The organism is Candidatus Merdisoma sp. JLR.KK011 (genome assembly GCF_036941125.1).
In the GTDB taxonomy this organism is placed as follows: Bacteria; Bacillota; Clostridia; order Lachnospirales; family Lachnospiraceae; genus Laedolimicola.
The window spans coordinates 467,360-491,987 of the sequence record NZ_JAYWSZ010000003.1; the positions used below are offsets into that span (position 1 = coordinate 467,360).

Sequence of the window (24,628 nt, forward strand, 5' to 3'; positions counted from 1 at the left end):
CCCTTTAGTGCTGTCGCGCAGCGACTTAAAATAGGAGGATGAAAGATGAAACGTGTGTACAATTTTTCCGCAGGCCCGGCGGTCTTGCCGGAGGAGGTCTTAAAGGAAGCAGCCGCCGAGATGCTGGATTACCAGGGAACAGGCATGTCGGTTATGGAGATGTCCCACCGCTCCAAGATATTTGAGGGCATCTTAAATGAGGCGGAGCAGGATCTCCGTGATCTGATGGGAATTCCCGACAGCTACAAGGTGCTGTTCCTCCAGGGAGGCGCCCACCTGCAGTTTGCCATGATCCCCATGAACCTTATGAAAAACCGGTCGGCCGATTACATCGTCACCGGCCAGTGGGCAAAAAAAGCTTATAACGAGGCAGCCATCTATGGAAAGGCCAACAAGATTGCGTCTTCTGAGGACGAGACTTTTTCCTACATACCGGACTGTTCCGATCTGCCTGTCAGCCCCGATGCGGACTATGTGTACATCTGCGAGAATAACACCATTTACGGAACAAAATTCCATACCCTTCCCAACACCAAGGGGAAGCTTCTGGTGTCCGACGTATCCTCCTGCTTCCTGTCCGAGCCGGTAGACGTGACAAAATACGGCCTGCTCTACGGCGGAGTCCAGAAAAATATCGGCCCCGCCGGCATGGTTATCGCTGTGATCCGCGAGGATCTTATCACCGAGGACACCCTGCCGGGAACGCCCACCTATATGAAATACAAGATTCACGCCGACGCAGGCTCCCTCTACAATACGCCGAACGCCTACTGCATCTATATGTGCGGCAAGGTGTTCAAGTGGCTGAAAAAAATGGGCGGCCTTGAGGCAATGAAGGCCCGGAATGAGGAGAAGGCGTCCATCCTCTATGATTTCCTGGATGAAAGCCGGCTGTTTCGGGGAACTGTCCGCAAGGAGGACCGCTCTCTGATGAACGTTCCCTTTGTGACCGGCAGCGCCGACCTGGATGCAGCCTTTGTAAAGGCAGCCGCAGAGGCCGGACTGGTGAATCTCAAAGGCCACCGGAGCGTAGGCGGCATGCGGGCAAGCATTTACAATGCCATGCCCTTAGAGGGCGTAAAGGCCCTTGTGGAGTTTATGAGAAAATTTGAGGAGGAACACCATGTATAAGTACAAATGCTTAAATCCCATAGCGAAATTCGGCCTTGACCATTTTACAAGAGAGTACAAAGAGGTGGAGGAGCTGGAGGAGGCAGATGCCATCCTGGTCCGCAGCGCAGCCATGCACGACATGGAGCTGCCGCAGAATATCTCGGCTATCGCCCGGGCAGGCGCAGGTGTGAACAACATTCCCTTAGGAAAATACGCAGAACAGGGCGTTGTAGTATTCAACACCCCAGGGGCCAATGCCAACGGTGTAAAGGAGCTGGTTCTGGCCGGGCTGCTCCTGGCTTCCCGTGATATCATCGGAGGGGTGAACTGGGTGCAGTCCGAGCGTCAGAACGAGGAGATTGCACAGCTTTCCGAGAAGCAGAAAAAGCAGTTTGCCGGCCATGAGATCCAGGGAAAGAAGCTTGGAATCATCGGCCTTGGAGCCATCGGCGTCCAGGTGGCCAATTCCGCGATCCATCTGGGCATGGAGGTCTTAGGCTATGATCCCTATATTTCCGTGGAGGCAGCCTGGAACCTGTCCAGAAACATCCGCCATATTACCAATGTGGACGATATCTACCGGGAATGCGATTACATCACCATCCATGTGCCCCTGATGGACAGTACAAAGAAAATGATCAACGAAGCGGCCATTGATAAAATGAAGGACGGCGTGGTGGTATTAAACTTTGCAAGGGATCTTCTTGTGGACGAGGATGCCATGATACTGGCCTTAAAGCAGGGCAAGGTAAAGCGGTATGTGACAGATTTTCCCAATCCGAACACGGCGGGAGCCAAGGGAACCATCGTGATTCCCCATCTGGGAGCCTCCACGGAGGAAGCAGAGGAGAACTGCGCCCGTATGGCGGTGAAAGAGCTGCGCTGCTATCTGGAGCACGGCAACATCAGCAACTCCGTGAATTATCCCAACTGCGACATGGGCGTTCCGGCTTACCCGGCCCGGGTGGCTATCTGCCATAAGAACATCAAGCATATGCTGAGCCAGTTTACAAACCTGATGGGTGAGGAAAATCACAACATTGCCAATATGACCAACAAGAGCCGGGGGGATTATGCCTACTCTATGTTTGACCTGGAAAGCCAGGCCAGCCCGGAGCTTATACGCAAGCTTGAGGCCATTGACGGCGTGCTGAAAGTGAGGGTGATCTGCTGATGGTGAGGATTCGTCCCTTTCGGGCAGTCAGGCCGGCAAAGGGAAAAGAGGCAGAGATAGCGGCCCTTCCCTACGATGTTTACAGCCGCAGGGAGGCAAAGAAGGCGGTGGAAGGAAGGCCTTTGTCCTTTCTTCGCATTGACCGGGCGGAGACGCAGCTTCCCGGCGATGTGGATACCTGTGACGAACGGGTTTATGAGAAAGCAAAGGACCTGCTGGAGGAAATGAAGGAACGGGGGGACTTTGTACAAGATGCGGTTTCCTGCTGTTATTTATATGAGCTGACCATGGAGGGCCGCAGCCAGACGGGGATTGTGGCCTGCGCCTCCATTGACGATTACCTGGAGGGGCGCATTAAGAAGCATGAAAATACCCGGAGGGAGAAGGAAGAAGACCGGGTGCGGCATGTGGATGTATGCAGTACCCAGACAGGGCCTATTTTCCTGGCGTACCGGAACCGGCCGGAGCTTAAGGCGCTTAAGGAGGAGGAAAAGAAGAAGGAGCCTCTTTTTTCCTTTGTGTCAGAGGACGGCATCGGGCACAGGGGATGGCTGATAAGTGACGAGAAGGCCCTTGGGCGCATCCGGGAGATTTTTGAGGGTATGGATGCAGTTTACATTGCAGACGGGCACCACAGGGCGGCTTCTGCAGTCCGGACAGGCCTTAAGCGCCGGGAGTCTCATCCGGGTTATACAGGAGAAGAAGAGTTTAATTACTTTTTATCGGTGCTATTTCCCGACGACGAGCTGATGATTATGGACTATAACCGGGTAGTCCGGGATCTGAACGGGCTATCTGCGGAGGAATTTTTAGAGCGCGCCGGAAAGGTCTTTGAGGTGGAAAAACTGGAGGGGCGGAAGGCTCCAAAGAAAAAAGGAGAGATTGCTCTGTTTCTTTCCGAACAGTGGTATCTTTTGACCCTGCGGCCGGAATATGTGAGAGAGGATCCGGTGGAGGGACTGGATGTGTCTGTTCTTCAGAGAGAGCTTTTGGGCCCGGTTCTTGGAATCGGCGATCCCAGGACGGATGAGCGCATTGATTTTGTGGGAGGCATCCGGGGGCTTGAGGAGCTTGAGCGCCGGGTACATACGGATATGGAGCTTGCATTTGCCATGTATCCGACTTCTATCGGGGAGCTGTTTGCAGTGGCGGACGCCGGGCTTTTGATGCCGCCCAAATCCACCTGGTTTGAGCCGAAGCTTCGCAGCGGACTGTTTCTTCATACCATTGAGGCTTAAATTTTCCGAAGCTTAAAGAAATGACCAGGTTTTCTGCAAAAAATCCTTTATTTTAGGCACTTTAGCCAGGGCCTTTTAGGGAAGCTGGTATTTTGCAAGAATTATTCCTAAAAAGCAGAATGCAGCCGGAAGAAAAGTAATGAATATGGAGAAATTTCCCACTCTCATTGAATTTCGCAGAAAAAGAGGCTATAATTAGATCCGGTAAATTAAGAAGTATATTTCCTATTAGTATAAGGGAGGATTATCATGAGTGCTAAGAAAGCAACAGATACGGTAAAGAAGACTGCCCCTGCAAAGGCAGCAGAGACAGCTGCAGCTTTGGTGAAGGATGCGGCAGAAAAGGCAGAGCCTGCAAAGACTGCACCTGTAAAAGAGGCGGTAAAGGAAGATAAGGCTCCTGCAAAAAAGGCGGCAGCGCCTAAGAAGGCTGCGGCTAAGACGACTACGACTAAGACAGCGAAGACAGTAAAAGAGGCGGCGAGCCAGAACGTATATATTCAGTTTGCAGGAAAGGAAGTTAAGACCGAGGAGCTGGTTGAGCAGGTGAAGGCTCTTTGGACAGCACAGGGACATCGGGTTTCTTCTATTAAGAGCCTGGAGGTTTATGTAAAGCCGGAGGATGCGGCTGCTTACTATGTGATCAATGGTAAGGAGAATGGGAAGATTGAGCTGTAAGTGAGGGAACGCTTCATGCCTTTGGGTGTGGGGCGTTTTTTTTGTGGGGGCGCATTTAGGCCAGGCGGCGGAAGCTGCCTGGCCTAAATGCTGTTTCAGTTTTGGCTTCGAAGTGAATATGTTGTCAACTTTGGTTTTGAAATGTGCCAGAATATAGAAAACCTGTATATATCGGGGGGACTCCTGGTTGTTGGGAGCAGCTTCGGTGGATGGGTTAATTTTTTAGGAGGTATGGTATGATGGCACAACAAAAGATGTATGGATACATCCGTGTATCCACAAGGGAACAGAATGAGGAACGGCAGCGGATTGCTCTATTGGAGATGGGGGTGCCGAAGGAGCGGATCTATATGGATAAGCTTTCAGGAAAGGATTTTGAGAGGCCGCAGTATAAGAAGCTGCTGCGGAAGCTGGATGATAATTCTGTGCTGTATGTGAAGTCCATTGACCGGCTTGGACGGAACTATGTGGATCTGAACGAACAGTGGCGGAGGATTACGAAGGAGAAGGGAGCGGATATTGTCGTGATTGATATGCCGATTCTGGATACCAGGAGGGAGAAGAATCTGATGGGAACATTTATCAGCGACATTGTCCTGGCCCTTCTCAGTTATGTGGCGGAGAGCGAGCGGCACAACATCAAGCAGCGGCAGGAGGAGGGGATCCGGGCTGCCAAGCAGCGGGGGGTGCGCTTCGGAAGGCCTCAAAAGCCGCTGCCAGAGAATTTTAAGGAGGCGTATCAGAGATGGAATTCCGGCGAGCTTATCGGAAAGCAGGCGGCGGTGCTGTGTGATATGCCGTTGTCTACTTTTTATAAGAGGGCGAATCAGTTTCGGGAGATAACATAGGGAATGATCCTTGGATTGGCGGCCCGAAATTGTTGCATTGGAGACAATGGAGGGCTGCTTTTTGGGCTTTTGAGGAGTAAGCATGGATAGGGAAGATTTGGAACGAAGAAAAAGTTTGCATATTTGTCTAATGTTATGGTAGAATAGTGCCGATAGAATTATAGGTGGTTATATACCATCTTTTTGATTTTATATTTTCTTGGTATATATATCGGTTATAAATAATATAACCAATATATTTTGTGCTGTTTTGAAAGCGCTTTTGTGAAGCTGCTTTTATAGAAGTGAAAGCTCTGTTTCGAAAATAAGGCATCAAAGGAAGAACAATGAGGAATGAAAAAATTTATGTAACAAGGTCCTCCATGCCCTCCTACGAGGAATACATAGAAGCAATCAAGCCCTTGTGGGACAGCCGCTGGCTGACGAATATGGGGCGGTATCATGGGGAGCTGGAGCACAGGCTGAGAGAATTTCTGGATGTGCCTGAGCTGTCCTTGATGGTGAATGGGCATACAGCACTGGAACTGACCATCCAGGCCATGGGATTTCCCGAAGGGGCGGAGGTGATTACCACTCCCTTTACGTTTATCTCCACGACACACGCCATAGTGCGCAGTCATTTAAAACCGGTGTTCTGCGATGTGAAGCCGGAGGATGGGACGATAGACGAGACAAAGCTTGAGAATCTGATTACAGAGCGTACCGCGGCGATTCTTCCGGTGCATGTGTATGGAAACGTGTGCAATGTGGAAGAGATACAGCGGATTGCAGATAAATATAGTCTGAAGGTTATTTACGATGCGGCTCATGCCTTTGGTGTTACCTACAAAGGAAAAGGAATCGGAAGCTATGGAGATGCTTCCGTGTTCAGCTTTCATGCTACGAAGGTGTTTCATACCATAGAAGGCGGGGCGGCTTCTTTTTCGGATCGCGGGCTTTACGAGAAGCTTTATAATCTGAAGAATTTCGGAATCCGCGGGGAAGAGCTGGTGACGGCAGTGGGAGCCAATGGGAAGATGAATGAGTTCTGCGCGGTTATGGGGCTTTGCAATCTGGAACATGTGGAGGAGGCTGCTGCACGAAGAAGAGCTTTGAGTGAGGCTTATGAAAGAGGGCTGAGGGAAGTTCCCGGGATTCGTTTGTTTGAGGCAAAGCCGGAGACGAAGCGTAATTACGGGTATTTTCCGATATTGGTGGAGGAGGAATATCCGCTGAGCAGGGATGAGCTTTATGAGAGGCTGAAGGAGAAGGGGATACATACGAGGAAATATTTTTATCCGCTGACTTCGGATCAGGCCTGCTTTAAGAATCGGTATCGGGATGTGGAGCTTGGGTGTGCGAGAGAGCTGGCGGAGCGGGTGTTGGTATTGCCGGTGTATGAAGGAATGGAAAGAGAAACAGCAGAGAGAGTACTGCATGCAATTCATACAGATTAGAATATGCCAAAGGGTGATGAAAGGGAGAAGATAAAATGCAATTGCTAATATATGGTTCAGGCGGTCTGGGACTTGATTTATGCGATATAGCTATGAAAATAAACAGGCTGAAACATACATGGGATCGAATTGCTTTTATTGATGATATCCGAAAGGAGAGACAGCATTACGGAATAGATGTTTTAAGGTTTCAGGAAGCATTGGCCATAAAAGATGAGGCGGAATGTGTCATTGGACTGGGGGAACCTTTTAATAGAATGCGCTTGTATAATAAATGCAGAGAAAACGGGCTGCGTTTTACGAAGCTCCTCGACCCATCCGCATCTATATCAGAGAGCGTTGCAATAGGTGAGGGAACTGTGGTTTTAGCATTCGCTTCTATAACAGGCGGGGCACAGATTGGAAAAAATGCAGTAATTCAGCAGATGGTAACAATCGGGCATGATACCAGTATAGGGAATCATTCGGTATTGTCGGTAAAGGCATCTCCAGGAGGGGGAGTGCACATTGGAGAAAGGACATATATCGGTATGGGATGCAGCATATTGGAGCGGCTGCATATCGGAGATGATGTTATTGTCAGCATGGGTTCCAATGTGTACCGAGACATAGAGGACGAGGTAATCGCTATGGGAAGTCCTGCAAGAGTGATAAGAAAGAATGAAGATCATCGTGTGTTTAAATAAGGAGATTTGAGGATGGAATTGGAATATAGACTGACGGCAATGGCAAAAAGGATGCGGCTGAAGGCGCTCGATATGGCGTTTCATGCTGGAAAAGCAGGGGCACATTTGGGAGGAGGTCTTTCTTCAATCGAAATTTTAGCAGTGCTGTATGGAGAAATTGCAAGGCTTGATTGTTCCAATCCATATTGGGAAGACAGGGATAGAATTCTTATCAGCAAAGCTCACTGCGTGTTAGCCTATTATACAGCATTAAATGAGGCTGGGTTTATCACAGACGAGGAGCTGAAGCTTTTCGAGAAGAATGGAAGTGATTTGGCTGGGCATCCTCTTAAAAATATTGAAAAAGGAATAGAGTATGCAGGAGGAAGTCTGGGAATGGCTCTTTCGGCTGCAGCAGGGATGGCGATTCATGCAAAAGCAGTAAACAGCAAACGTAAAATATATGTGCTGCTGGGAGACGGAGAGTGTGAAGAGGGTTCCGTATGGGAAGCTATGATGTTTGCTGCAAATTATAAGCTGGATAATCTTGTTGCAGTAATAGACTGGAATAAATTACAGTATGACGGCACAATCGCGGAGGTGGCAGGCCTTGACAATCTCCCGGAAAAGATAAGGGCTTTTGGATGGAAAGCAGTAGAGGCGGACGGCCATGATATAAGGGATATGGTTCGAGCCTATCAAGAAGGCGAGCCAGGAAAACCTTTGGCAATTCTTGCAAATACAGTAAAAGGAAAGGGCGTTTCCTTTATGGAAGGAAATCCTCTGTGGCATCATTCGGAGTTAAATGAGAGTCTTTATAAACAGGCAGTTGCGGAGGTTCAAGGAGAGGAACGGACACATGCAGAAGATTGACAAAAAAAATGGAAGAATGTGGTCCAGACTGGGGCAGAGAGGAACGGTGTGCGGAGCTGCGCTGCCTGAATTGATGAAAGAGAAAGAGAACTGTTACGTTATTACAGCGGATCTGGCTCATTTATCCGGTTTAGACAGGGTAAAGCAGAACTATCCGGATAGGCTCATTAATGTGGGAATTGCAGAACAAAATATGATCGGGGTAGCGGCAGGACTGGCATTTGAAGGAAATCTCGTCTTTGCTACAACCTATGCCACATTTATCTCTATGAGGAGTTATGAACAGATCCGACATCATCTGGGCTATCAAAAAGCGAATGTGAAGATTATTGGCTCAGCGTCCGGGCTTGCTATGGGGATGTCTGGGAACACGCATTATTCTTATGAGGACATTGCAATTATGAGAGCAATTCCTAATATGACAGTAATATCACCGGCAGATGCATCAGAGGCATATCAAGCCGTTTATGCAGCAGATGAGCAGGAAGGCCCAATGTACATCAGGCTTTCGGGTAATTTGAATGAAAAGGTTCTTTATCAGGAGCCATATGATTTTCAGATTGGCAAAGCGGTAACAATGAAAAAGGGAAAAGACATTGTTATCATAGCCACAGGCGGATCCGTTTCTGAGTCCATATATGCCGCGGAAAAGCTGGAAGAGAAAGGAATCTGTCCCACTGTGCTCAATATGCATACCATAAAACCTTTGGACATGGAAACGCTAAAGGAATATTCCAAGGAAAAGCTGATTGTTACGGTTGAAGAGCACAATATTATCGGAGGATTGGGCAGTGCAGTGGCAGAATTTCTTACTTCCTTAAAAAATCCGCCTTTACAACTGCGGATTGGAATTGAAGATGAGTTTTTACACCCGGGAGGATATGAATATTTAAAACAGAACGCCGGACTGGATGCAGATGGAATATGCAGAAGAATAGAGGCCTTGTTGAGGAGAAGCATGTGATATGGAAGAAACCATGATTTTAGATTATAAGAATATCAAAAGTTATTTCCGTCAGACTGTTGAATTCATTTTTTTGGATCGGGTAGAAATTGTGCCGGGAGTATCGGCAGAAGGCATGAAGCTGGTATCAGCACAGGACTGGTATTTTAAGTATCATTTTCCGGAGAATCCTATTATGCCGGGGGTTTTTCAGATGGAAGCTGTTATGCAGACAGGCGGATTGATCATTAATGCAATGGAAGGAAAAAAAGAGTTTCCCCTTTTGTTTCATAGCAGCAAGTCTGCGCGCATTTATAAGGGTGTCAGGCCTGGAGATATCTTAAAAACGGAAGTTGTATTGGAAACCTACCGACGGGGGATTGCCCGATTTCATGGAAAAGCAAGTGTCGGTGGAGAGCTGTCCTGTGAGCTGGATTTTTCTTTGATTTCTTCCAATGAGCTGCAGTCTGCATTACCAAGAGGTGAAAAATAATGGAGAAGCTGTTAGAAAATAAATGTGCAGTAATTACAGGGGCCAACAGAGGAATCGGGAGAGCAATTACAGAGGTATTTGCACAGCATGGAGCGTCTGTTTTTGCCTGTGCCAGAAAGAAAAATCCTGCATTTGAGGAAGATATGAATGTCCTGGAAGAAAAATATGGAAGTTCCATTCATCCTGTTTATTTTGAGCTTTGTGATTCCGAGGGCATGAAAGAAGCAGTAAAAGAAATCCGGAGTAAAAAGAAGCCAGTTGATATTTTGGTTAACAATGCAGGGATTTTATCCGGATATCAGCGCTTTTCTATGATGCCTTTGCAAGATGTCCGAAAATTGTTTGATGTGGATTTTTTTGCACAGATGGAACTTACACAGTTGATCTTACGATTGATGCAGAGGAACAAAAAAGGAAGTATTGTATACATTTCATCAATCGCTTCCTTGGATGGATTTTTTTCCTCTTACGATTATGTGGCATGCAAAGCAGCAGTGAACGCAGCAATGAAGCAGCAGGCCAGAGAAGTGGGGCAGAGCGGAATACGGGTGAATGCGGTTGCACCGGGAATTGTTCAGACAGATATGATAAAAGATTCGGATAAGGATAACCTAAACAGTATTTTGCCAGCCATTATGCTGCAAAGATTTGGAACTGTGCAGGAGATAGCAAATGCAGTCTTATTTTTAGCATCGGATTTGGCGTCGTATGTTACAGGACAGGTATTGCGCGTAGACGGAGGAACGAATCCGCCAAGAGCAAACTGGCAGGGAGGAGAGAATGGATAGGAAAGAGCTGGAATTAATTGCAAAAAATATGCGCAAAGATATTTTTAAGATGGCGTTGAATTCCGGAACGAAAGGAGCACATATCGGAGGGAGTATGTCTGCTGTTGAAATATTGGCAGTATTATATGGTGAAATCCTCAAATACGATGTTCTGAATCCGGAATGGGAAGAACGGGATCGATTTATCTTAAGTAAAGCCCACAGCGCTATCGGATTATACGCAGCATTGAGATACGCGGGCTATTTGACAGAGGAAGATATTGAAGGAGCTTTACATGGAGATTCGTTTTTGTATAAGCACCCAAAGTATGATTTGAGACATGGCTTTGAATTTTCGGGAGGAAGCCTTGGACAGGGATTGTCGCTGGGAGTTGGTTCAGCGTTAGCTCTGAGACGGCAGAAGAATAGCAAAGCCAATATCTATGTTTTGCTGGGTGATGGCGAGTGCGATGAAGGCTCAGTATGGGAAGCAGCAGCCTCCATCATTCATTTTGGATTGAAACAAATAACAGTCATTGTTGATTTAAACGGACTTCAGAATGACGGGACAACAGAGCAGGTAATGAAATTGGGAAATATGGCTGAACGCTGGAGCAGTATTGGCTTTGATACGATAGAAGTGGACGGCCATGACGTATTGGAATTAAGAGATGGATTTCAAAGGGAAACGAATAATCCAAAAGTAATACTGGCACATACTGTGAAGGGAAAAGGAGTTTCTTTTGCGGAAAATGTTGTAGATTGGCATATTTCATATTTTACACAAGAAATGTATAAACAGGCAATGGAGGAATTGGGGTGAAGCAGGAAATAACCAGAAAAAATGCCAGAATATGGTCTATGCTGGGGATGCGCAGAGTTCTGGGCAGCATATTGGGAGATCTCGCAGAGACAGACGAAAAGTTTATGTTTGCAACGGCTGACGTGGCCAGATATTTTGGCACGGCAGAATTTCAGAAAAGTTATCCAGAACAGATGATTGATGTAGGGATAGCAGAACAAAATCTGATCGGCGCTGCGGCAGGAATGCAAAAAGAAGGACTTCATGTTTTTGCTGCTACCTATGCGACGTTTATTACGGCCAGAGTCCTGGATCAAGTACGTGTCAGTCTAGGGTATATGGGACTGGGAGTGAAGTTGATTGGCGTAGGCGGAGGTCTGGCTGAAGGGGATTTAAGCGCAACACATATGGGCTTGGAGGATATTGCGGATATGAGAGCAATTCCAGGTATTGCAATTATCTCTCCGGCAGATGGAACAGAGGTGGTTAAGGCCATGTATGCATTGATGGAGTATACAGGGCCAGCGTATCTTAGACTGTCAGGAAAGACCAATATTCCAGTCATTTATACGAAGGATTATGATTTTAAAATCGGGAAGTCCGTATGCTTAAGGGAAGGAACAGATATTGCTCTTGTAGCAACGGGAACAATGGTAGGAACGGCTTTAAAGGCTGCCGCGGAATTGGAGAAACAGGGGATTGAAAGCCGCGTAATCAATATGCATACAATAAAACCTTTAGATATAGAAGAATTGGATTATTTGGCAGATTATCCCTTGCTTGTAAGTATGGAAGAACATATGACAGCAGGGGGCCTTGGAGGTGCAATTGCTGAATATTATGCGGATAAGGAGAAACGTCCAATCCATCAAATCATTGCAGTGAAAGATTATTATCCAAATGCCAATGAATATGAAAGCTTATTAGAAGACTGCGGCTTGACAGAGGAAAAAATTGTTGCACAGATCGAAAGTCAGCTTAAAAAAATGGGGAAATGGAAAGAATGGCAGAAATGAAAAAACCTGTAGTTATCGAAAAAATGCACCATTATATACGTGCAGTACGGAAAAACGGGAACAGTGTCGGGAAGATACCGCGCAGTATGGCATTGGATTACAACAATGTATGTAATTTTAAATGTGAATTTTGCTATGAACAGGAAGAGAAAAAATATAATAAAGAACGTTTGCCCTTTGAGGTGATTGAGAGAATTGCGGACGAGGCCCATGAGCTGGGAATATGGGAAATTGTTTTGCAGGGAGGAGAGCAAAGGATTATGGCATTTATTTTTTACTTGCTATGCCATATGGGGTATGGAAAGATAATTATCTGGATGCGGAGGATATCAAGATATTTAGCCAAATCAGAAAGAATTATCAATGTTCTTTTGATACCTGGGATTTTTATGACAGAAAGAAAAGATAACAGGGTGCTGGGCTGTAAATCGTTTGTTCATAACACCTTTGGGAGATGTGCTGCCATGCCCGTTTATTAATATCAAAATAGGCAATGTGAAGGCGCAGTCTTTAAAGGAGATTGTAGACTATGGATTTCGTATAAAATATTTTGGGGAGTATTCTCCGGTTTGTCTGGCGGCTCAGAATCGAAGATTTAGAGAGAAATACCTGCAGGGCAGTACTTCTATGTTTACGCCGGAAGAAGCAGACAAGGTTTTTTCCAGTGAAGATTTTACAAATTAAAAAATACATTTTAAGGAGATTGTAATAATGAGTAATATGGAGACTTACGTAAATACATTTGTTGAATGCTTTGAAATAACAAAGGAAGAAGCAAGAACACTGACATATCAGGCAGTCAATGCATGGGATTCCGTTGGGCATATGGATCTGATTGCAACCTTAGAGGATGCTTTTGATATTATGATGGAAACGGATGATATTATTGACTTTAATTCTTTTGAGAAAGGGATAGAACTTTTGAAAAAGTATGGTGTTGATATGGAGATGTAAAATTTCCAGAAAAGAGGTCAGAGTATAAGCATGTGGAACTTTGAAGCGTTTTCTCAGCGTATAGCAGTTATAAATGAAGAGGGCCAGAGCTTGAATTATCAGGAACTGCAGGAAGAAAGCAGACGCCTGGGTGAGGCATTGGGAAAAAGATGTCTTGTTTTTATCTTATGCTCGAATACAATTGGAGCATTTGCCGGATATGCCGGCTGTATCACCAATCGATCTGTTCCGCTGCTTCTGGCTCAGAACTTGGACAAAGAGCTGCTGCAGCATCTGATAGAGACGTATAAACCAGATTATTTGTGGGCTCCGGCAGAGATGAAGGCGGATTTTCCAAAAGCTGCCGTTAGATATGAGGCCTTTGATTTTGTGCTGCTGGAGACGGGAGATCAGAGTGTATATAGGCTAAGAGATGAATTATGTCTCCTGCTTACCACTTCCGGCTCTACCGGCAGTCCGAAGCTTGTAAGGCAGAGTTATCAAAATGTTTTCGCCAATGCACAGTCAATAGCAGAGTATCTAAAACTGGATGAGACGGAGAGGCCGATTACAACGCTTCCCATGAACTATACATACGGACTTTCCATTATCAACAGCCATCTGTTAGTCGGAGCCGCAGTTCTTATCACAGATAAAACCCTGGTGCAGAAGGAGTTCTGGAAGTTTTTTAAGGAGGCAGGGGCTACTTCTTTTGGAGGCGTGCCTTATACCTATGAGATGCTTGACCGGATGCGTTTTATGGGGATGGAGCTGCCGAGCCTCCGGACGATGACCCAGGCAGGGGGAAAGCTGACCCCGGAGCTTCACGAGAAGTTTGCCAGGTTTGCACAGGAGCACGGGAAAAAGTTTGTGGTGATGTACGGCCAGTGCGAAGCGACGGCCCGTATGGGATATCTTCCTGCTGAAAAGGCAGTGGAAAAAAAGGGTTCTATGGGAATCGCAATCCCTGGAGGAAAGTTTTATCTGATAGATACACAAGGGAAAGAGGTTACCGTTCCGCATACGACAGGAGAGCTCGTCTACGAGGGGGAGAACGTTACCCTGGGCTATGCGGAGTGCGGCGAGGAGCTGAGCAAAGGCGACGAGAGAGGCGGCGTGCTTTATACGGGGGATATGGCTCAGTTCGACGAGGACGGGTACTATTACATTGTAGGGCGCAAGAAACGCTTCTTGAAGATCTACGGCAACCGGGTGAATTTGGATGAGATTGAGCGGCTGATTAAAGGGAAATTTGGAATTGAAGCGGCCAGCGCCGGCATAGATGATCATTTGTATCTGTTTGTGCTGGAGGAGGCTGTGACGGAAGCTGTGAAGCGGTTTGTAGCAGAGAAGACAGGTTTGAATCCGGCGGCATTCCATGTAAAGACAATCAAAGAGATTCCGAAAAATGATTCGGGCAAGATCCAGTACCGGGAATTAGAGAACTATTATGAGCGATAAAAAAATACAGCTGTTTCTGCTGCCCTTTGCAGGAGGAAATTCCTTATCATTCCATCATCTGACGGAATTGCTGGATGACGGAATTGAAGCTGTTTGTGTAGAGTATGCAGGGAGAGTGAGCCGCCGCAGAGAAGCTTACATTACCGAATATAAGAAATTTTTAAAGGATGCAGCTGAGTATATAAATGTCAGGCGAAGGGAGCTCCCTTTTGCTGTATTAGGGTACAGCCTGGGCAGTGTTTTAGCCTTTGAGTTAATTGTAAAGGAAATGCTGGAAGGGAAGCCGGAGCATTGCTTTCTTTGTGCCCGCGGGGATTTGAAGAATGCAGGCATTAGCCAAAGGTATCATGAACTGTCAGACGAAGAATTTACGCAAAGGGTGGTTTCGCTTGGGGGGATGGATGAGAGGATCCTCAAGGATAAAAGATTTTTAGATATCTATATGGAACCGGTGCGGATGGATTATAAGGTTTGGTCGCAGTACAGGTACATAGAAAGCGGCTGCAGAATACCCTGCGGTACGACTGTCATGTACAGTCCAAAAGATCCCTTATCCGCAGGAGCCGGGGAATGGAGGAAGCTGGTTGGCGGCAGCATCGATTTTTATGAGCTGGGTAAGAATCACTTTTTTCTGAATCAGCATTATAAAGAAATGGCAGACATTATCAATTCCCATTTATTAAAGGATACAGGAAGCAGAAGCTATGGAACAAAACTATGAAGAGATGCTGGAATTAGAGCCCTATTCCCTTGAAAAAGAGAAAAAGCAGGAGCTTCTAAGCAGGCGGCTGATAAGCCTTTCCAGGCAGCACTATAAGACCTGCGATGCGTACAAAAGAATCGTGGATGCCTTTGGGATCGATTTGAAGCAGATAACATCTTACGATGAGCTTCCCTTCCTTCCGGTGCGCCTGTTTAAGGAGCTGGAGCTTAGAAGCGTTCCAAAGGAGGAGATTGTAAAGACCATGACCTCCTCCGGGACCAGCGGCCAGCGCGTATCCCGGATCTATGTGGATCGAAAGACGGCGGGCTATCAGCAGAAAACCCTGGTTAAGCTGGTCTCCTCCTTCACAGGAAGCGCCCGTATGCCTATGCTGATTATCGACTGTCCTTCCGTTGTAAACAACAGGGCCATGTTCAGCGCCAGAGGGGCAGGGATTCTCGGCTTTTCCATCTTCGGCAGGGACAAGCTGTATGCGCTGAATGATGAGATGGAGCTTGACGCAGAAGGGGTCAGCGCCTTTTTGGAAAAGCACAAAGGGGAGCAGATTTTCCTTTTTGGATTTACCTTTATGGTCTGGCAGCATTTTTACAAAGAGCTTCTGCGCCTTAAGCGGCAGGGGACTGTATGGGATCTGTCAAGGGGAATCCTGATTCACGGAGGAGGCTGGAAGAAGCTTGAGGGGGAGGCAGTTTCCCGGGAGGAGTTCCATGCCAGCCTGCAGAAGGCATGCGGCCTTCATCAGATTTATGATTATTACGGAATGGTGGAGCAGACAGGGTGCATCTATATGCAGTGTGAATACGGCCACCTTCATGCCAGCATTTTTTCGGATGTGATCGTCCGGCGTCCGGAGGACTTTTCTGTCTGCGGCATAGGGGAAAAAGGGATCCTTCAGGTGGTGTCGGCCATTCCGGAATCCTATCCGGGGCATTCCCTTTTGACAGAGGATGAAGGAATGCTTCTGGGAGAGGACGACTGTCCCTGCAAAAGAAAGGGAAAGTATTTCTCTGTAATTGGAAGGCTGAAGAATGCAGAAATCAGGGGGTGCAGCGATACCTATGGAGCTGAATTTTAACGAGCTTCAATTTCATATAGGCAGCAGAAAGACTGTGGAAAGAATGCCGGAGCTTCCTGCGGGAAGGCCCTTTGAGGAGGAGCGGATTGCCTTTTTAAACGAAGTGTCCAAGAGGCTGCTGTCAGATAAAGAGTCAAAGGCGTATTCGGATGTAGTGACGTTTGCTTTCTGGATAAGAAAAGCAAATATGGAGAAAGAGAAGAACGCGTTTCTTTCCGATCACAGGCTTCGGATGGGCCGGGGAGTAGTATTTCACATCGCGCCGTCCAATGTGGCGGTGAATTATGCCTATTCCTTTGCGGTTGGATTTGTACTGGGAAATGCGAACATTGTGCGTCTGCCGTCCCGGGAATTCCGCCAGACGGAGCTGATTAACCGGGCGGTATCGGAAGCTTTGCGCCAGGAGGAAGCTTATAGGAAATGGGGAGATTATATCGTCTTTCTAAGGTACGGGAGGAAGAAAGAGATCAATGATTACTTTTCTTCCATTTGTAATGTAAGGGTAATCTGGGGAGGAGATAAGGCCATAGGGGAGATTCGGAAGTCGGAGCTTCCTCCCAGGGCAGGGGAGATTACCTTTGCGGATCGGTATTCCATCTGTATCGTAGATGCGGAGGAATATTTGAATACAAAGGACAAAGAGAGGCTCGCGCAGGATTTCTACAATGATACTTATTTTACAGATCAAAATGCCTGCACTTCCCCGAGACTGGTCTGCTGGATGGGAGAGCATAAAAGGATAGAAGAGGCGAAAGAGGTTTTCTGGGAGAAGCTTTGGGAGACAGTGGAGAGAAAGTATCCATTCCAGCCGGTACAATATGTGGATAAGCTGACAAACAGCTGCCTTGCGGCGGCAGCGATAGAGGGAATCCAGGTGATCCGGATGAAGGATAACCGGATTGTACGGATCGAATTGGAGAAGATGACGCCCCGGATACAGGAATACCGGGGGGATTCAGGAGTTTTCTATGAGTATGAGCTGGGGGATGTTATGGAGCTGGCTTTGATTTGTAATGAGAAGCTGCAGACCATAGCGGTATGGGGAGATGAAAAGAAGGTTTTGCCGCTGATTGAATCCGGAGTGAAGGGGATAGACCGGGTGGTGAAGATTGGGAAGACTATGGAGTTTGGATTTGTTTGGGATGGGTATGATTTGAGGGAGAGGTTGACAAGGAAGGTTACGAAATATTAGTTATACGAGGAGAAGCTTATATGAAAATTTTGCTATATGGAATTGGAGGAGAGCTGGAAAATATAGAATCAAGGATAAAAAATGAGCATGAAATTATAGGGTATACAGATTCTTATGCCAAGATAAAAGAATATTTAGGCAAGGCTTTTTTTGAAGTAGATGAAATTAGAAATCAGACCTTTGATTATCTGATTATAACAGTAAGCAATTGTAAAATAGCATGGGATATTCAAAATAGACTTGTAAGAGATTATGGAATTCCTTTGGAGAAAATAATTCCTTTTTGGGTATATGCAAAACGAGAATTATGGAAATATAAAATGGAAACATATGACTTGGAAAATATAAGAGGAATGATTTTTGGAAATTCTTATGCATTTTATGGATTTTTAGAAGAAGGAATTGAAAAACCTTTTATCAATCTTTCCGTGACAAGTCAGGATTTGTTTTATTCGTATCAAATATGCAACCGTTGTATGGCGGAATATGGGACAAGGCTTCAAAACTTGGAATATATTATATTAGATCTGTATGATTATATATTTTTTAATATAGATCTTTCTTTGGGGCATTATTTTTTTGAGTATTTTTATTTGGGCGGATTATATGAACCGCATAATTTTGCAGAAAATAAGAATTTTTCTAGGAATTTAAAGGACGAATTATTTGATATATATGGAATTATTTTAGGGGAGGGGGAAAAACGGAGAATTTTGGATAAGATATTTAGTAATTCTAATATTCAGCCAATTATTAGACCAAATGATGTGTGGAACTATATAGATAAGGATGCACCTCTTTCTCCCAATTGGATGATAGGCAGTGGTATAAGGAAACGATTTGAAAAAACGATTGAAGAAAATATGGATATTATGATTCACTTTTTAGAATCAATAAGAAAAAAGAATAAGGATATGAAAATTATTTTTACGCTTATTCCCAAATATATAACAATGGAAAAAGCTGCAGAGCCATTTATGAAAGAGTGGAAAGAGGAGTTTCATCATGTGATTGCCCATTTGTGTTCTAAATATCAAGCATTCTTTTGGTCGTATAAGCAATGCAGGGAAATTTCAGAAAATCCTAGGTTTTATTTGGATACCAGACATTTGAATACAGTTGGAGCAAGAGCTATGACAACGATATTGAATAAAGGATTGCAGGAGATTTAAAAATATGATAAGTCCGACAGAGCTATGCACAAAAGTACAGAGCAGCGAAAAGGATACTATGTTTTCCATCTGTAGTTTGATACATGGAGAAATTTTTGCGATTACAAATATTCCACGAAATCTTCCGATTACGATAAATATTAATAGCGGAAAAATCGGCCTATTGATGGATTTGGAAAATTATGCCCCAGATTTTGCTCCAGATATGATGTTAGGTGATGAAGATAATATATATGTTTTGGAATTATCAGGACACAGACTGATGCACGTCTCTATGCTTGATAGGAAAATACAGTATTATCAAATTAACTGTCATAAAGAGGATTGGGGAAATTTTGCGGCGTTTGTTCAATATAGAAATACATTGTATGCGTTCCCGACTTATTTAGACAAAATGGTAAAAATTTCATTTAAATCTCAAAATGCGCAGCTGGCATGGCGTGAATATCCAATAAATAAGAAAAACAAAGAAAGCATCAAACAGGAAGATGATTTAGAGTATTTTATTTGCGGATGCCAGATGGGAGACAAGGTGTGGCTTTTTCAAAGAAAGGGGAGGCTGGCGGTTTCTTATAATATGGAGTCCGGTACTTGGGAACAGTATGAAATGCCTTTAGAAATTAATGATTGTGCTCATACCATATCATATGGGGAGCAGATCTATATATTAAATGCAGAGGGAAAGGTATATGCATTTGAACCCCAAGGAATGTGCTTAGACGAAATAGCAGATTGCAGCGATGAAAAAGCAGATGGAGGGGCTTTTTCCAGACTTGCTGTAACAGATAAAAATATTTATCTTCTTCCGTCTTTGGGGTCAGATATTTTTATTTTAGATATCAATACACGAGAAATAAAGAGGTACGAATCATATCCGGAAGGGTTTAAATATTGTGCGCCGGAAGGCTGGTCAAAGTTTCATGGTTATTGTGAGGATGAAGATCATTATTATTATGCCATGAGATCAATGAACTTTTTTCTAGCCATAAACAAGCGGAGTGGGAAGGAAAGATGGATAAAGCTTAATTTTCCAACAAGCAGGCAATATCAAGATTTATATATAAAATATAATAGGAGCATGTTACAGGAATCTTTATGCAGTATGAAGGAGGTATTAGATTCATTAAAGCATCCTATTTTAGATAGCGAAAATATTGGATCCACGATAGCAGGAGTCAAAATATGGGAGCAAATGAGTTTGGATTGAGCGAGAAAATAGAGGGAAAGACCAACGAGATATTGGTGTCAATTTTTTGCTCTGCCTATAACCATGAGTTATATATAAGAGATGCGATTCATGGTTTTTTGGAACAAAGGACAAATTTTAGATATGAAATAATTATTCACGATGATGCATCAACAGATAAGACAGCAGAAATTATTAAAGAATATGAGCAAAAATATCCTAAACTTATAAAAGGCATCTATCAAACAGAAAATCAATACAGTAAATGTGATGAGAATAGGAAATATTTGTACATATATAATCAAATTATCAAAAACTGCAGAGGAAAATATATAGCTAGCTGCGATGGGGATGATTATTGGATAGATCCAAAGAAATTGCAAATGCAGGCAGACTATATGGAGAAACATCCGGAATGTGTGATGACGGCACATAATCAAATTGTTGCGGACTGTAAAGATTTTAAAATAATGCCTTTTAATACAGGGATAGAAAGTGGGATGATAGATCCAAGCGAGTTGATTCAGCAGAAAATTTCTTTACAGCCATCTTCCAGAATGTATATACGTAAAGCTTTAAAATTAAACAGATTTTTAAGAGAATTTGGGATTGCAGACTATCCTTTTTTATTATATTTATTGGAAAAGGGTTCTGTTTATTATTTTGACAGGATTATGTCGGTATATCGTAGAAATACAAAGGGTTCTTGGAGTGAATCTGTAACCTCATGTATGGAAAATAAAATGTTCTTTGTACTGGAAATGATCGATTTAGTGGAGACATATAACAATGATACAAGGAAAAAATTTAACATTGCCTGTATATGCCAAATTCAAAGGATGGCATATTATGCCTTAGATTCATTTGGAGAAAAAAGCAAAGAAGGATTTATAGAATGGTGTCAGAAGTATGAGATGCATCTAAATAAAAAGCATCGTAATATACTTGAGAGATTAATGAAAATATATCGGATGATTTCTAATATAGAATATTTGGATGAAGCTCTGTGTGAATTTACCAGGAATAATCCTAAATTATTTATTATGGGTTGTGGGAAATATGCTGGTATTATAGGCAGAAAATTGGAATTTCATAAAATTAAATTTGAGGGATTCGTAGTTTCAGATAATCAAGAAAAGCCAGAAGAACATTTGAAGAAGCCTGTATGGAGATTAAGTGATATTGATAAAAAAGATTCAAGCATCATAATTGGAATCAGTCCGATAATATGGGAAGAGATTATTAGCGCCATAGAAGAAAGAGGAATCGTAAATTATATATGTCCCTTTTTAATTTGATATAAGACATAAATATAGAAGATACAGAAGTTCTATTTTCATCAAAAGGACGGAAAAGTATGGAAGAGATTTTGGTGTCTGTTTGGTGCGTAACATATAATCATGAATTATATATCAGAGATGCCATTGAAGGTTTTTTGGCACAGAAAACAAATTTCAGGTATGAAATTTTGATCCATGATGATGCTTCCACTGACAAAACGCCCAAGATTATTAGAGAATATGAGAAAAGATATCCAGATTTGATACATGGGATTTATGAAACAGAAAATCAATACAGTAAAACCCGTTTATTTGGGAAGTGGCTGCAAAAATTGGAAATGCAGAATTGCAAAGGGAAGTATATTGCAGTTTGTGAAGGAGATGATTACTGGATTGACCGTTACAAGCTGCAGGTTCAAGTAGATCATATGGAAAATCATCCGGAATGTTTGCTAAGTATTCATAATGCTTTGAAGTTAAATTGTCAAGATGAAACAATGAGAGTCATGGATCCATATGATGGGAATATGGAAAAGGATATCAGTTCAGAAGAGCTCATCATGCAGTATAAAGGGCATCCTCCTACGGCTTCTATGCTTTATCGAAATATTCAAGAGAATATGCCGGATTTCTTTTATGAAGCGCCTGTAGGCGATTATACAAGGCAGCTTTATATGTTTACAAAGGGTAAGATACATTACAGCAGCCGTATTATGTCAGTTTATCGGTATTTTAGTAAAGATAGTTACAGTAAGAGGCTGACACAATATGAAGAAATGGCGTTTAGTTTTAATATGGGCATGCTTTTATTTCTGATACAATTTGATGTTTATACAGGTTATGAACATCATAAGTGGATGGTGAATAAGATTCAGACGTATGCTTCGGCAATTATCAATTCTGTTAATACAAATATTTTATTGGAAAATTATTTTAGAACATGTAAGAACAAGGGATATTATTTCATGTTAGATTCTGAAAAATATCTTAAAAAGCTGGAAAAATTGAGGCGGCAGGTGTTTGATGAAGCTTTTTGTTCTGATGCGTTAAAGAGCTTTGTAAAAGAATTTGACAATATTGTTGTGATGGGAAAAGGGGCTTACAGTAAAAAAATCGTAAAACAGTTTGAGCTTAATAAAATAGAATTTGAAGGCTTTGCAGTGTCTCAGAAAGAACAGGAGGAAGAATGGTTTTTTGGAAAACCGGTTTGGAAGCTTTCACAATTACCCTTTGACAGGGAACAAACGGGTGTTGTGATTGCAATTAATCCAGTACGCTGGGACGATATATTAAAATCTTTGGAAAAAGCAGATATTAAACATTACATTTGTCCTTTTTTATTAGAAATTTAGAAGTTCTACGGAGGTAAATATGATTCATCAATATAACTACTATAAAATCGAAAATAACTATGAAATATTAAAAGGGAAAAAGGTGATTATCTGGTGCAGATCGATAACAGCATTACAAATATACAAAGTATTGAGAAATTGCGGAATAGAGGTTATTGGTTTTACAGATTCTTTTGCAAACCGGCCAAATGAAATGTTTGCGGGAATACCGGTTTACACATTCGAAGAAATTGCGAATATGGGAAACACAGCCATATATATTGCAACTAATGTTTATCAATATCAACAAGAAATATTAGAACAGACTTCGAGATTGAAGAATGCTGATGTTTACACTACAGGAGATGTATATGGAGCAGGTTTATTTGATATTGCTCATATGAAGCAGGCTATTAAAAAAGCAGACAATAAGATTCGTTATATAAGAGAAAATTTAGCAGATGAAAGATCAAGAGAAGTATTTGACAGATTGATTGAGTATCGGGTTACCAATGACAGAAAACGAATTCCAGAAATATATGAAAGAGAACATGCACAATATTTTCCTACCGAGGATTGGATTCGCTTGAAGGATGAGGAAGTATTCGTAGATGTCGGCGCCCATGATGGAGCAACCAGTCTGGACTTCTGTAATTGGACGAAGGGAAGATATTCTAAAATTTATATGATGGAACCCGATCCTTTGATGTTTGAAATTATGAAAGAATATGCTGCATTAAATAAGATGGATCATGTAGTACCGATTCAAAGCGGAGCCTATTCTTTTACAGGTGAGCTGAGATTTGAAGAAGATTCTGCAACAGGTTCATCAAGGATAACAGAAGCCGGAGAAACTGTGATTCGTGTAGTATCCATAGACGATATGCTAAAAGGTGAGAAAGCCACATTTATAAAAATGGATATAGAAGGGGCGGAAATGGAAGCGTTGCTGGGAGATAAAAAGACAATAGAAAAATATAAGCCCAGATTGGCCGTCTCTGTTTATCATAAGGCGGATGATTTATGGGAGATTCCATATTATGTTTTGTCACATTATCCCACTTATAAGATTTATCTTCGTCATTATGCATTAACCACAAATGAGACAGTAATGTATGCTGTATAGATTCAAAGAGAAATAGGATAGTAAAACCAGGAGAAGCGGACAAAATATGAAAATTATAATATGGGGAACCGGAAGAATTGCAGAGCAGGTTTACAGGAACGGCATTGAGGGGGAGATATTGGGTTTTTTGGAAACTGTAAAAAAAAGAGATGTCTATATGGATTATCCTGTATTTGATATTAACACGCTGCCAGAGCATTTTGATTGGATTATAGTTGCCAATCGGTTTTCCGATGAGATTTATGAAATATGTAAAAAGACGAAAATGAATTTAAAGAAAGTAATCTTTTTGAAAATGGGAAGTCAAGTATCCTTTCGTCCGGATTTGGAATTAAAAAATATATTGGGAGAGAAAAATTATACTGATTATCTGGGCGAGTTTGGAAGGATAAAGGATTCCTTTTTTGAAGAGGACAGAAGGAAGTACGAAAAATTAAATGCAAGAGAATCATTTGCTATCTATGATGAGTACTTATGGCCTGTTATATCAGATAAATATGCAATGGCCGGAGCAATGGAAAATTATTTTTGGCAGGATCTATGGGCGGCAAAGTATATTATTTCGGATGGGACAAAGGAGCATTATGATATTGGAAGCAGAGTGGACGGATTTATTGCACATTTGCTTGCTTCTAATATCAAGGTAAATATGATTGATATACGGCCCTTTCCAAGTCAGGTGGATCATTTATATACCATAGTTGATGATGCAACGATGCTGAAAAATATTGAGCCCGAAAGTTTGGAAAGCATATCGGCCCTTTGCTCCTTAGAGCATTTTGGACTTGGCAGATACGGGGATGAGGTAGATCCGGAAGCATGCTTTAAGTGTTTTGAACAGATACAAAATAAGTTAAAAAAGGGTGGTAAACTATATATTTCTGTTCCGGTAGGAAGAGAAAGAGTGGAATTTAATGCACATCGGGTCTTTTATGCCAGTACCATAAGAGAATGTTTCCATAAACTGGAGCTGCTTGAATTTTCCTGCGCAGCGGAAGGCCGGATTGAATATGATGTGGACATCCATAAGTATGATGATTGTTTTGAAAACGGTGAATACCGATATGGCCTGTTCCGATTTCAAAAGTAAATAGCTGGAGGG

26 protein-coding genes are annotated in these 24,628 nt (G+C 43.1%); all 26 read left to right on the forward strand.

The genetic code is table 11. The annotated features are described in order from the left end of the window. Positions 1-45: 45 nt before the first annotated feature. The 26 genes from serC (at position 46) to VV089_RS03320 (ending at position 24,616) form a co-directional block, all read left to right on the forward strand. Complete coding sequence (gene serC, locus VV089_RS03200; RefSeq protein WP_334334915.1) at positions 46-1,131, forward strand: 3-phosphoserine/phosphohydroxythreonine transaminase; 1,086 nt, start codon at positions 46-48, stop codon at positions 1,129-1,131. Then, a complete protein-coding gene (locus tag VV089_RS03205; RefSeq protein ID WP_172540471.1) occupies positions 1,124-2,287 on the forward strand; it encodes a phosphoglycerate dehydrogenase in 1,164 nt (387 codons plus the stop codon). The genes serC and VV089_RS03205 overlap by 8 nt, the downstream gene beginning before the upstream one ends. Next, positions 2,287-3,525 carry a DUF1015 domain-containing protein gene (locus VV089_RS03210; protein WP_334334916.1) on the forward strand — a complete coding sequence of 413 codons (1,239 nt, stop codon included), beginning with the start codon at positions 2,287-2,289 and terminating at the stop codon, positions 3,523-3,525. Before VV089_RS03205 ends, VV089_RS03210 begins: the two co-directional genes overlap by 1 nt. Positions 3,526-3,774: 249 nt before the next feature. Then, on the forward strand, positions 3,775-4,203 hold the full coding sequence (locus VV089_RS03215; RefSeq protein ID WP_334334917.1) for a DUF6465 family protein: 429 nt from the start codon (positions 3,775-3,777) through the stop codon (positions 4,201-4,203). A 236-nt stretch (positions 4,204-4,439) separates the two neighbouring features. Beyond that, on the forward strand, positions 4,440-5,051 hold the full coding sequence (locus tag VV089_RS03220; protein WP_334334918.1) for a recombinase family protein: 612 nt from the start codon (positions 4,440-4,442) through the stop codon (positions 5,049-5,051). A gap of 326 nt (positions 5,052-5,377) precedes the next feature. Next, positions 5,378-6,487, forward strand: coding sequence for a DegT/DnrJ/EryC1/StrS family aminotransferase (locus VV089_RS03225; RefSeq protein WP_334334919.1), 1,110 nt, complete (start codon positions 5,378-5,380; stop codon positions 6,485-6,487). 35 nt (positions 6,488-6,522) lie between these two features. After that, on the forward strand, positions 6,523-7,173 hold the full coding sequence (locus VV089_RS03230; RefSeq protein WP_334334920.1) for a NeuD/PglB/VioB family sugar acetyltransferase: 651 nt from the start codon (positions 6,523-6,525) through the stop codon (positions 7,171-7,173). A 12-nt stretch (positions 7,174-7,185) separates the two neighbouring features. Then, the gene (locus VV089_RS03235) at positions 7,186-8,025 is read left to right on the forward strand and encodes a transketolase (protein WP_334334921.1); all 840 of its coding nucleotides are present in this window, start codon (positions 7,186-7,188) and stop codon (positions 8,023-8,025) included. Beyond that, complete coding sequence (locus VV089_RS03240; protein WP_334334922.1) at positions 8,012-8,989, forward strand: transketolase family protein; 978 nt, start codon at positions 8,012-8,014, stop codon at positions 8,987-8,989. Before VV089_RS03235 ends, VV089_RS03240 begins: the two co-directional genes overlap by 14 nt. A gap of 1 nt (position 8,990) precedes the next feature. Beyond that, a complete protein-coding gene (locus VV089_RS03245; protein ID WP_334334923.1) occupies positions 8,991-9,461 on the forward strand; it encodes a 3-hydroxyacyl-ACP dehydratase FabZ family protein in 471 nt (156 codons plus the stop codon). Beyond that, positions 9,461-10,249 carry an SDR family NAD(P)-dependent oxidoreductase gene (locus VV089_RS03250; protein ID WP_334334924.1) on the forward strand — a complete coding sequence of 263 codons (789 nt, stop codon included), beginning with the start codon at positions 9,461-9,463 and terminating at the stop codon, positions 10,247-10,249. Before VV089_RS03245 ends, VV089_RS03250 begins: the two co-directional genes overlap by 1 nt. Continuing rightward, positions 10,242-11,051 (forward strand): transketolase, encoded by an 810-nt coding sequence (locus VV089_RS03255; protein WP_334334925.1) that lies wholly within the window; start codon positions 10,242-10,244, stop codon positions 11,049-11,051. Before VV089_RS03250 ends, VV089_RS03255 begins: the two co-directional genes overlap by 8 nt. A gap of 47 nt (positions 11,052-11,098) precedes the next feature. Further along, positions 11,099-12,046, forward strand: a complete 948-nt coding sequence (locus VV089_RS03260; RefSeq protein ID WP_334336200.1) for a transketolase family protein — start codon at positions 11,099-11,101, stop codon at positions 12,044-12,046. Further along, on the forward strand, positions 12,034-12,525 hold the full coding sequence (locus tag VV089_RS03265; protein ID WP_334334926.1) for a radical SAM protein: 492 nt from the start codon (positions 12,034-12,036) through the stop codon (positions 12,523-12,525). Before VV089_RS03260 ends, VV089_RS03265 begins: the two co-directional genes overlap by 13 nt. Further along, positions 12,503-12,730 carry a hypothetical protein gene (locus VV089_RS25180; RefSeq protein WP_442891464.1) on the forward strand — a complete coding sequence of 76 codons (228 nt, stop codon included), beginning with the start codon at positions 12,503-12,505 and terminating at the stop codon, positions 12,728-12,730. The genes VV089_RS03265 and VV089_RS25180 overlap by 23 nt, the downstream gene beginning before the upstream one ends. A gap of 27 nt (positions 12,731-12,757) precedes the next feature. Further along, on the forward strand, positions 12,758-13,000 hold the full coding sequence (locus VV089_RS03270; RefSeq protein ID WP_334334927.1) for an acyl carrier protein: 243 nt from the start codon (positions 12,758-12,760) through the stop codon (positions 12,998-13,000). 30 nt (positions 13,001-13,030) lie between these two features. Continuing rightward, positions 13,031-14,440 (forward strand): AMP-binding protein, encoded by a 1,410-nt coding sequence (locus VV089_RS03275; RefSeq protein WP_334334928.1) that lies wholly within the window; start codon positions 13,031-13,033, stop codon positions 14,438-14,440. Next, positions 14,430-15,161, forward strand: a complete 732-nt coding sequence (locus VV089_RS03280) for a thioesterase II family protein (RefSeq protein WP_334334929.1) — start codon at positions 14,430-14,432, stop codon at positions 15,159-15,161. The genes VV089_RS03275 and VV089_RS03280 overlap by 11 nt, the downstream gene beginning before the upstream one ends. Beyond that, complete coding sequence (locus tag VV089_RS03285) at positions 15,145-16,239, forward strand: LuxE/PaaK family acyltransferase (RefSeq protein ID WP_334334930.1); 1,095 nt, start codon at positions 15,145-15,147, stop codon at positions 16,237-16,239. The genes VV089_RS03280 and VV089_RS03285 overlap by 17 nt, the downstream gene beginning before the upstream one ends. Then, positions 16,193-17,431 (forward strand): acyl-CoA reductase, encoded by a 1,239-nt coding sequence (locus VV089_RS03290; protein ID WP_334334931.1) that lies wholly within the window; start codon positions 16,193-16,195, stop codon positions 17,429-17,431. The genes VV089_RS03285 and VV089_RS03290 overlap by 47 nt, the downstream gene beginning before the upstream one ends. Before the next feature lie 20 nt (positions 17,432-17,451). Next, positions 17,452-18,603: a hypothetical protein gene (locus VV089_RS03295; RefSeq protein WP_334334932.1), complete on the forward strand. Its 1,152-nt coding sequence runs from the start codon at positions 17,452-17,454 to the stop codon at positions 18,601-18,603. A gap of 4 nt (positions 18,604-18,607) precedes the next feature. After that, a complete protein-coding gene (locus VV089_RS03300; protein ID WP_334334933.1) occupies positions 18,608-19,810 on the forward strand; it encodes a hypothetical protein in 1,203 nt (400 codons plus the stop codon). Continuing rightward, a complete protein-coding gene (locus VV089_RS03305; RefSeq protein WP_334334934.1) occupies positions 19,786-21,087 on the forward strand; it encodes a glycosyltransferase family 2 protein in 1,302 nt (433 codons plus the stop codon). The genes VV089_RS03300 and VV089_RS03305 overlap by 25 nt, the downstream gene beginning before the upstream one ends. Before the next feature lie 59 nt (positions 21,088-21,146). Further along, the gene (locus tag VV089_RS03310) at positions 21,147-22,421 is read left to right on the forward strand and encodes a glycosyltransferase family 2 protein (RefSeq protein WP_334334935.1); all 1,275 of its coding nucleotides are present in this window, start codon (positions 21,147-21,149) and stop codon (positions 22,419-22,421) included. A 19-nt stretch (positions 22,422-22,440) separates the two neighbouring features. After that, positions 22,441-23,526, forward strand: coding sequence for an FkbM family methyltransferase (locus VV089_RS03315; protein ID WP_334334936.1), 1,086 nt, complete (start codon positions 22,441-22,443; stop codon positions 23,524-23,526). A 46-nt stretch (positions 23,527-23,572) separates the two neighbouring features. Further along, positions 23,573-24,616, forward strand: coding sequence for a DUF268 domain-containing protein (locus tag VV089_RS03320; RefSeq protein ID WP_334334937.1), 1,044 nt, complete (start codon positions 23,573-23,575; stop codon positions 24,614-24,616). The last annotated feature ends 12 nt before the right edge of the window (positions 24,617-24,628 follow it).

Excerpts from the sequence above, each read along its gene's own strand:
- serC (WP_334334915.1), top strand. The coding sequence starts at position 46 with ATGAAACGTGTGTACAATTTTTCCGCAGGCCCGGCGGTCTTGCCGGAG.
- VV089_RS03205 (WP_172540471.1), top strand. The coding sequence starts at position 1,124 with ATGTATAAGTACAAATGCTTAAATCCCATAGCGAAATTCGGCCTTGAC.
- VV089_RS03210 (WP_334334916.1), top strand. The coding sequence starts at position 2,287 with ATGGTGAGGATTCGTCCCTTTCGGGCAGTCAGGCCGGCAAAGGGAAAA.
- VV089_RS03215 (WP_334334917.1), top strand. The coding sequence starts at position 3,775 with ATGAGTGCTAAGAAAGCAACAGATACGGTAAAGAAGACTGCCCCTGCA.
- VV089_RS03220 (WP_334334918.1), top strand. The coding sequence starts at position 4,440 with ATGATGGCACAACAAAAGATGTATGGATACATCCGTGTATCCACAAGG.
- VV089_RS03225 (WP_334334919.1), top strand. The coding sequence starts at position 5,378 with ATGAGGAATGAAAAAATTTATGTAACAAGGTCCTCCATGCCCTCCTAC.
- VV089_RS03230 (WP_334334920.1), top strand. The coding sequence starts at position 6,523 with ATGCAATTGCTAATATATGGTTCAGGCGGTCTGGGACTTGATTTATGC.
- VV089_RS03235 (WP_334334921.1), top strand. The coding sequence starts at position 7,186 with ATGGAATTGGAATATAGACTGACGGCAATGGCAAAAAGGATGCGGCTG.
- VV089_RS03240 (WP_334334922.1), top strand. The coding sequence starts at position 8,012 with ATGCAGAAGATTGACAAAAAAAATGGAAGAATGTGGTCCAGACTGGGG.
- VV089_RS03245 (WP_334334923.1), top strand. The coding sequence starts at position 8,991 with ATGGAAGAAACCATGATTTTAGATTATAAGAATATCAAAAGTTATTTC.
- VV089_RS03250 (WP_334334924.1), top strand. The coding sequence starts at position 9,461 with ATGGAGAAGCTGTTAGAAAATAAATGTGCAGTAATTACAGGGGCCAAC.
- VV089_RS03255 (WP_334334925.1), top strand. The coding sequence starts at position 10,242 with ATGGATAGGAAAGAGCTGGAATTAATTGCAAAAAATATGCGCAAAGAT.
- VV089_RS03260 (WP_334336200.1), top strand. The coding sequence starts at position 11,099 with ATGCGCAGAGTTCTGGGCAGCATATTGGGAGATCTCGCAGAGACAGAC.
- VV089_RS03265 (WP_334334926.1), top strand. The coding sequence starts at position 12,034 with ATGGCAGAAATGAAAAAACCTGTAGTTATCGAAAAAATGCACCATTAT.
- VV089_RS03270 (WP_334334927.1), top strand. The coding sequence starts at position 12,758 with ATGAGTAATATGGAGACTTACGTAAATACATTTGTTGAATGCTTTGAA.
- VV089_RS03275 (WP_334334928.1), top strand. The coding sequence starts at position 13,031 with ATGTGGAACTTTGAAGCGTTTTCTCAGCGTATAGCAGTTATAAATGAA.
- VV089_RS03280 (WP_334334929.1), top strand. The coding sequence starts at position 14,430 with ATGAGCGATAAAAAAATACAGCTGTTTCTGCTGCCCTTTGCAGGAGGA.
- VV089_RS03285 (WP_334334930.1), top strand. The coding sequence starts at position 15,145 with ATGGAACAAAACTATGAAGAGATGCTGGAATTAGAGCCCTATTCCCTT.
- VV089_RS03290 (WP_334334931.1), top strand. The coding sequence starts at position 16,193 with ATGCAGAAATCAGGGGGTGCAGCGATACCTATGGAGCTGAATTTTAAC.
- VV089_RS03295 (WP_334334932.1), top strand. The coding sequence starts at position 17,452 with ATGAAAATTTTGCTATATGGAATTGGAGGAGAGCTGGAAAATATAGAA.
- VV089_RS03300 (WP_334334933.1), top strand. The coding sequence starts at position 18,608 with ATGATAAGTCCGACAGAGCTATGCACAAAAGTACAGAGCAGCGAAAAG.
- VV089_RS03305 (WP_334334934.1), top strand. The coding sequence starts at position 19,786 with ATGGGAGCAAATGAGTTTGGATTGAGCGAGAAAATAGAGGGAAAGACC.
- VV089_RS03310 (WP_334334935.1), top strand. The coding sequence starts at position 21,147 with ATGGAAGAGATTTTGGTGTCTGTTTGGTGCGTAACATATAATCATGAA.
- VV089_RS03315 (WP_334334936.1), top strand. The coding sequence starts at position 22,441 with ATGATTCATCAATATAACTACTATAAAATCGAAAATAACTATGAAATA.
- VV089_RS03320 (WP_334334937.1), top strand. The coding sequence starts at position 23,573 with ATGAAAATTATAATATGGGGAACCGGAAGAATTGCAGAGCAGGTTTAC.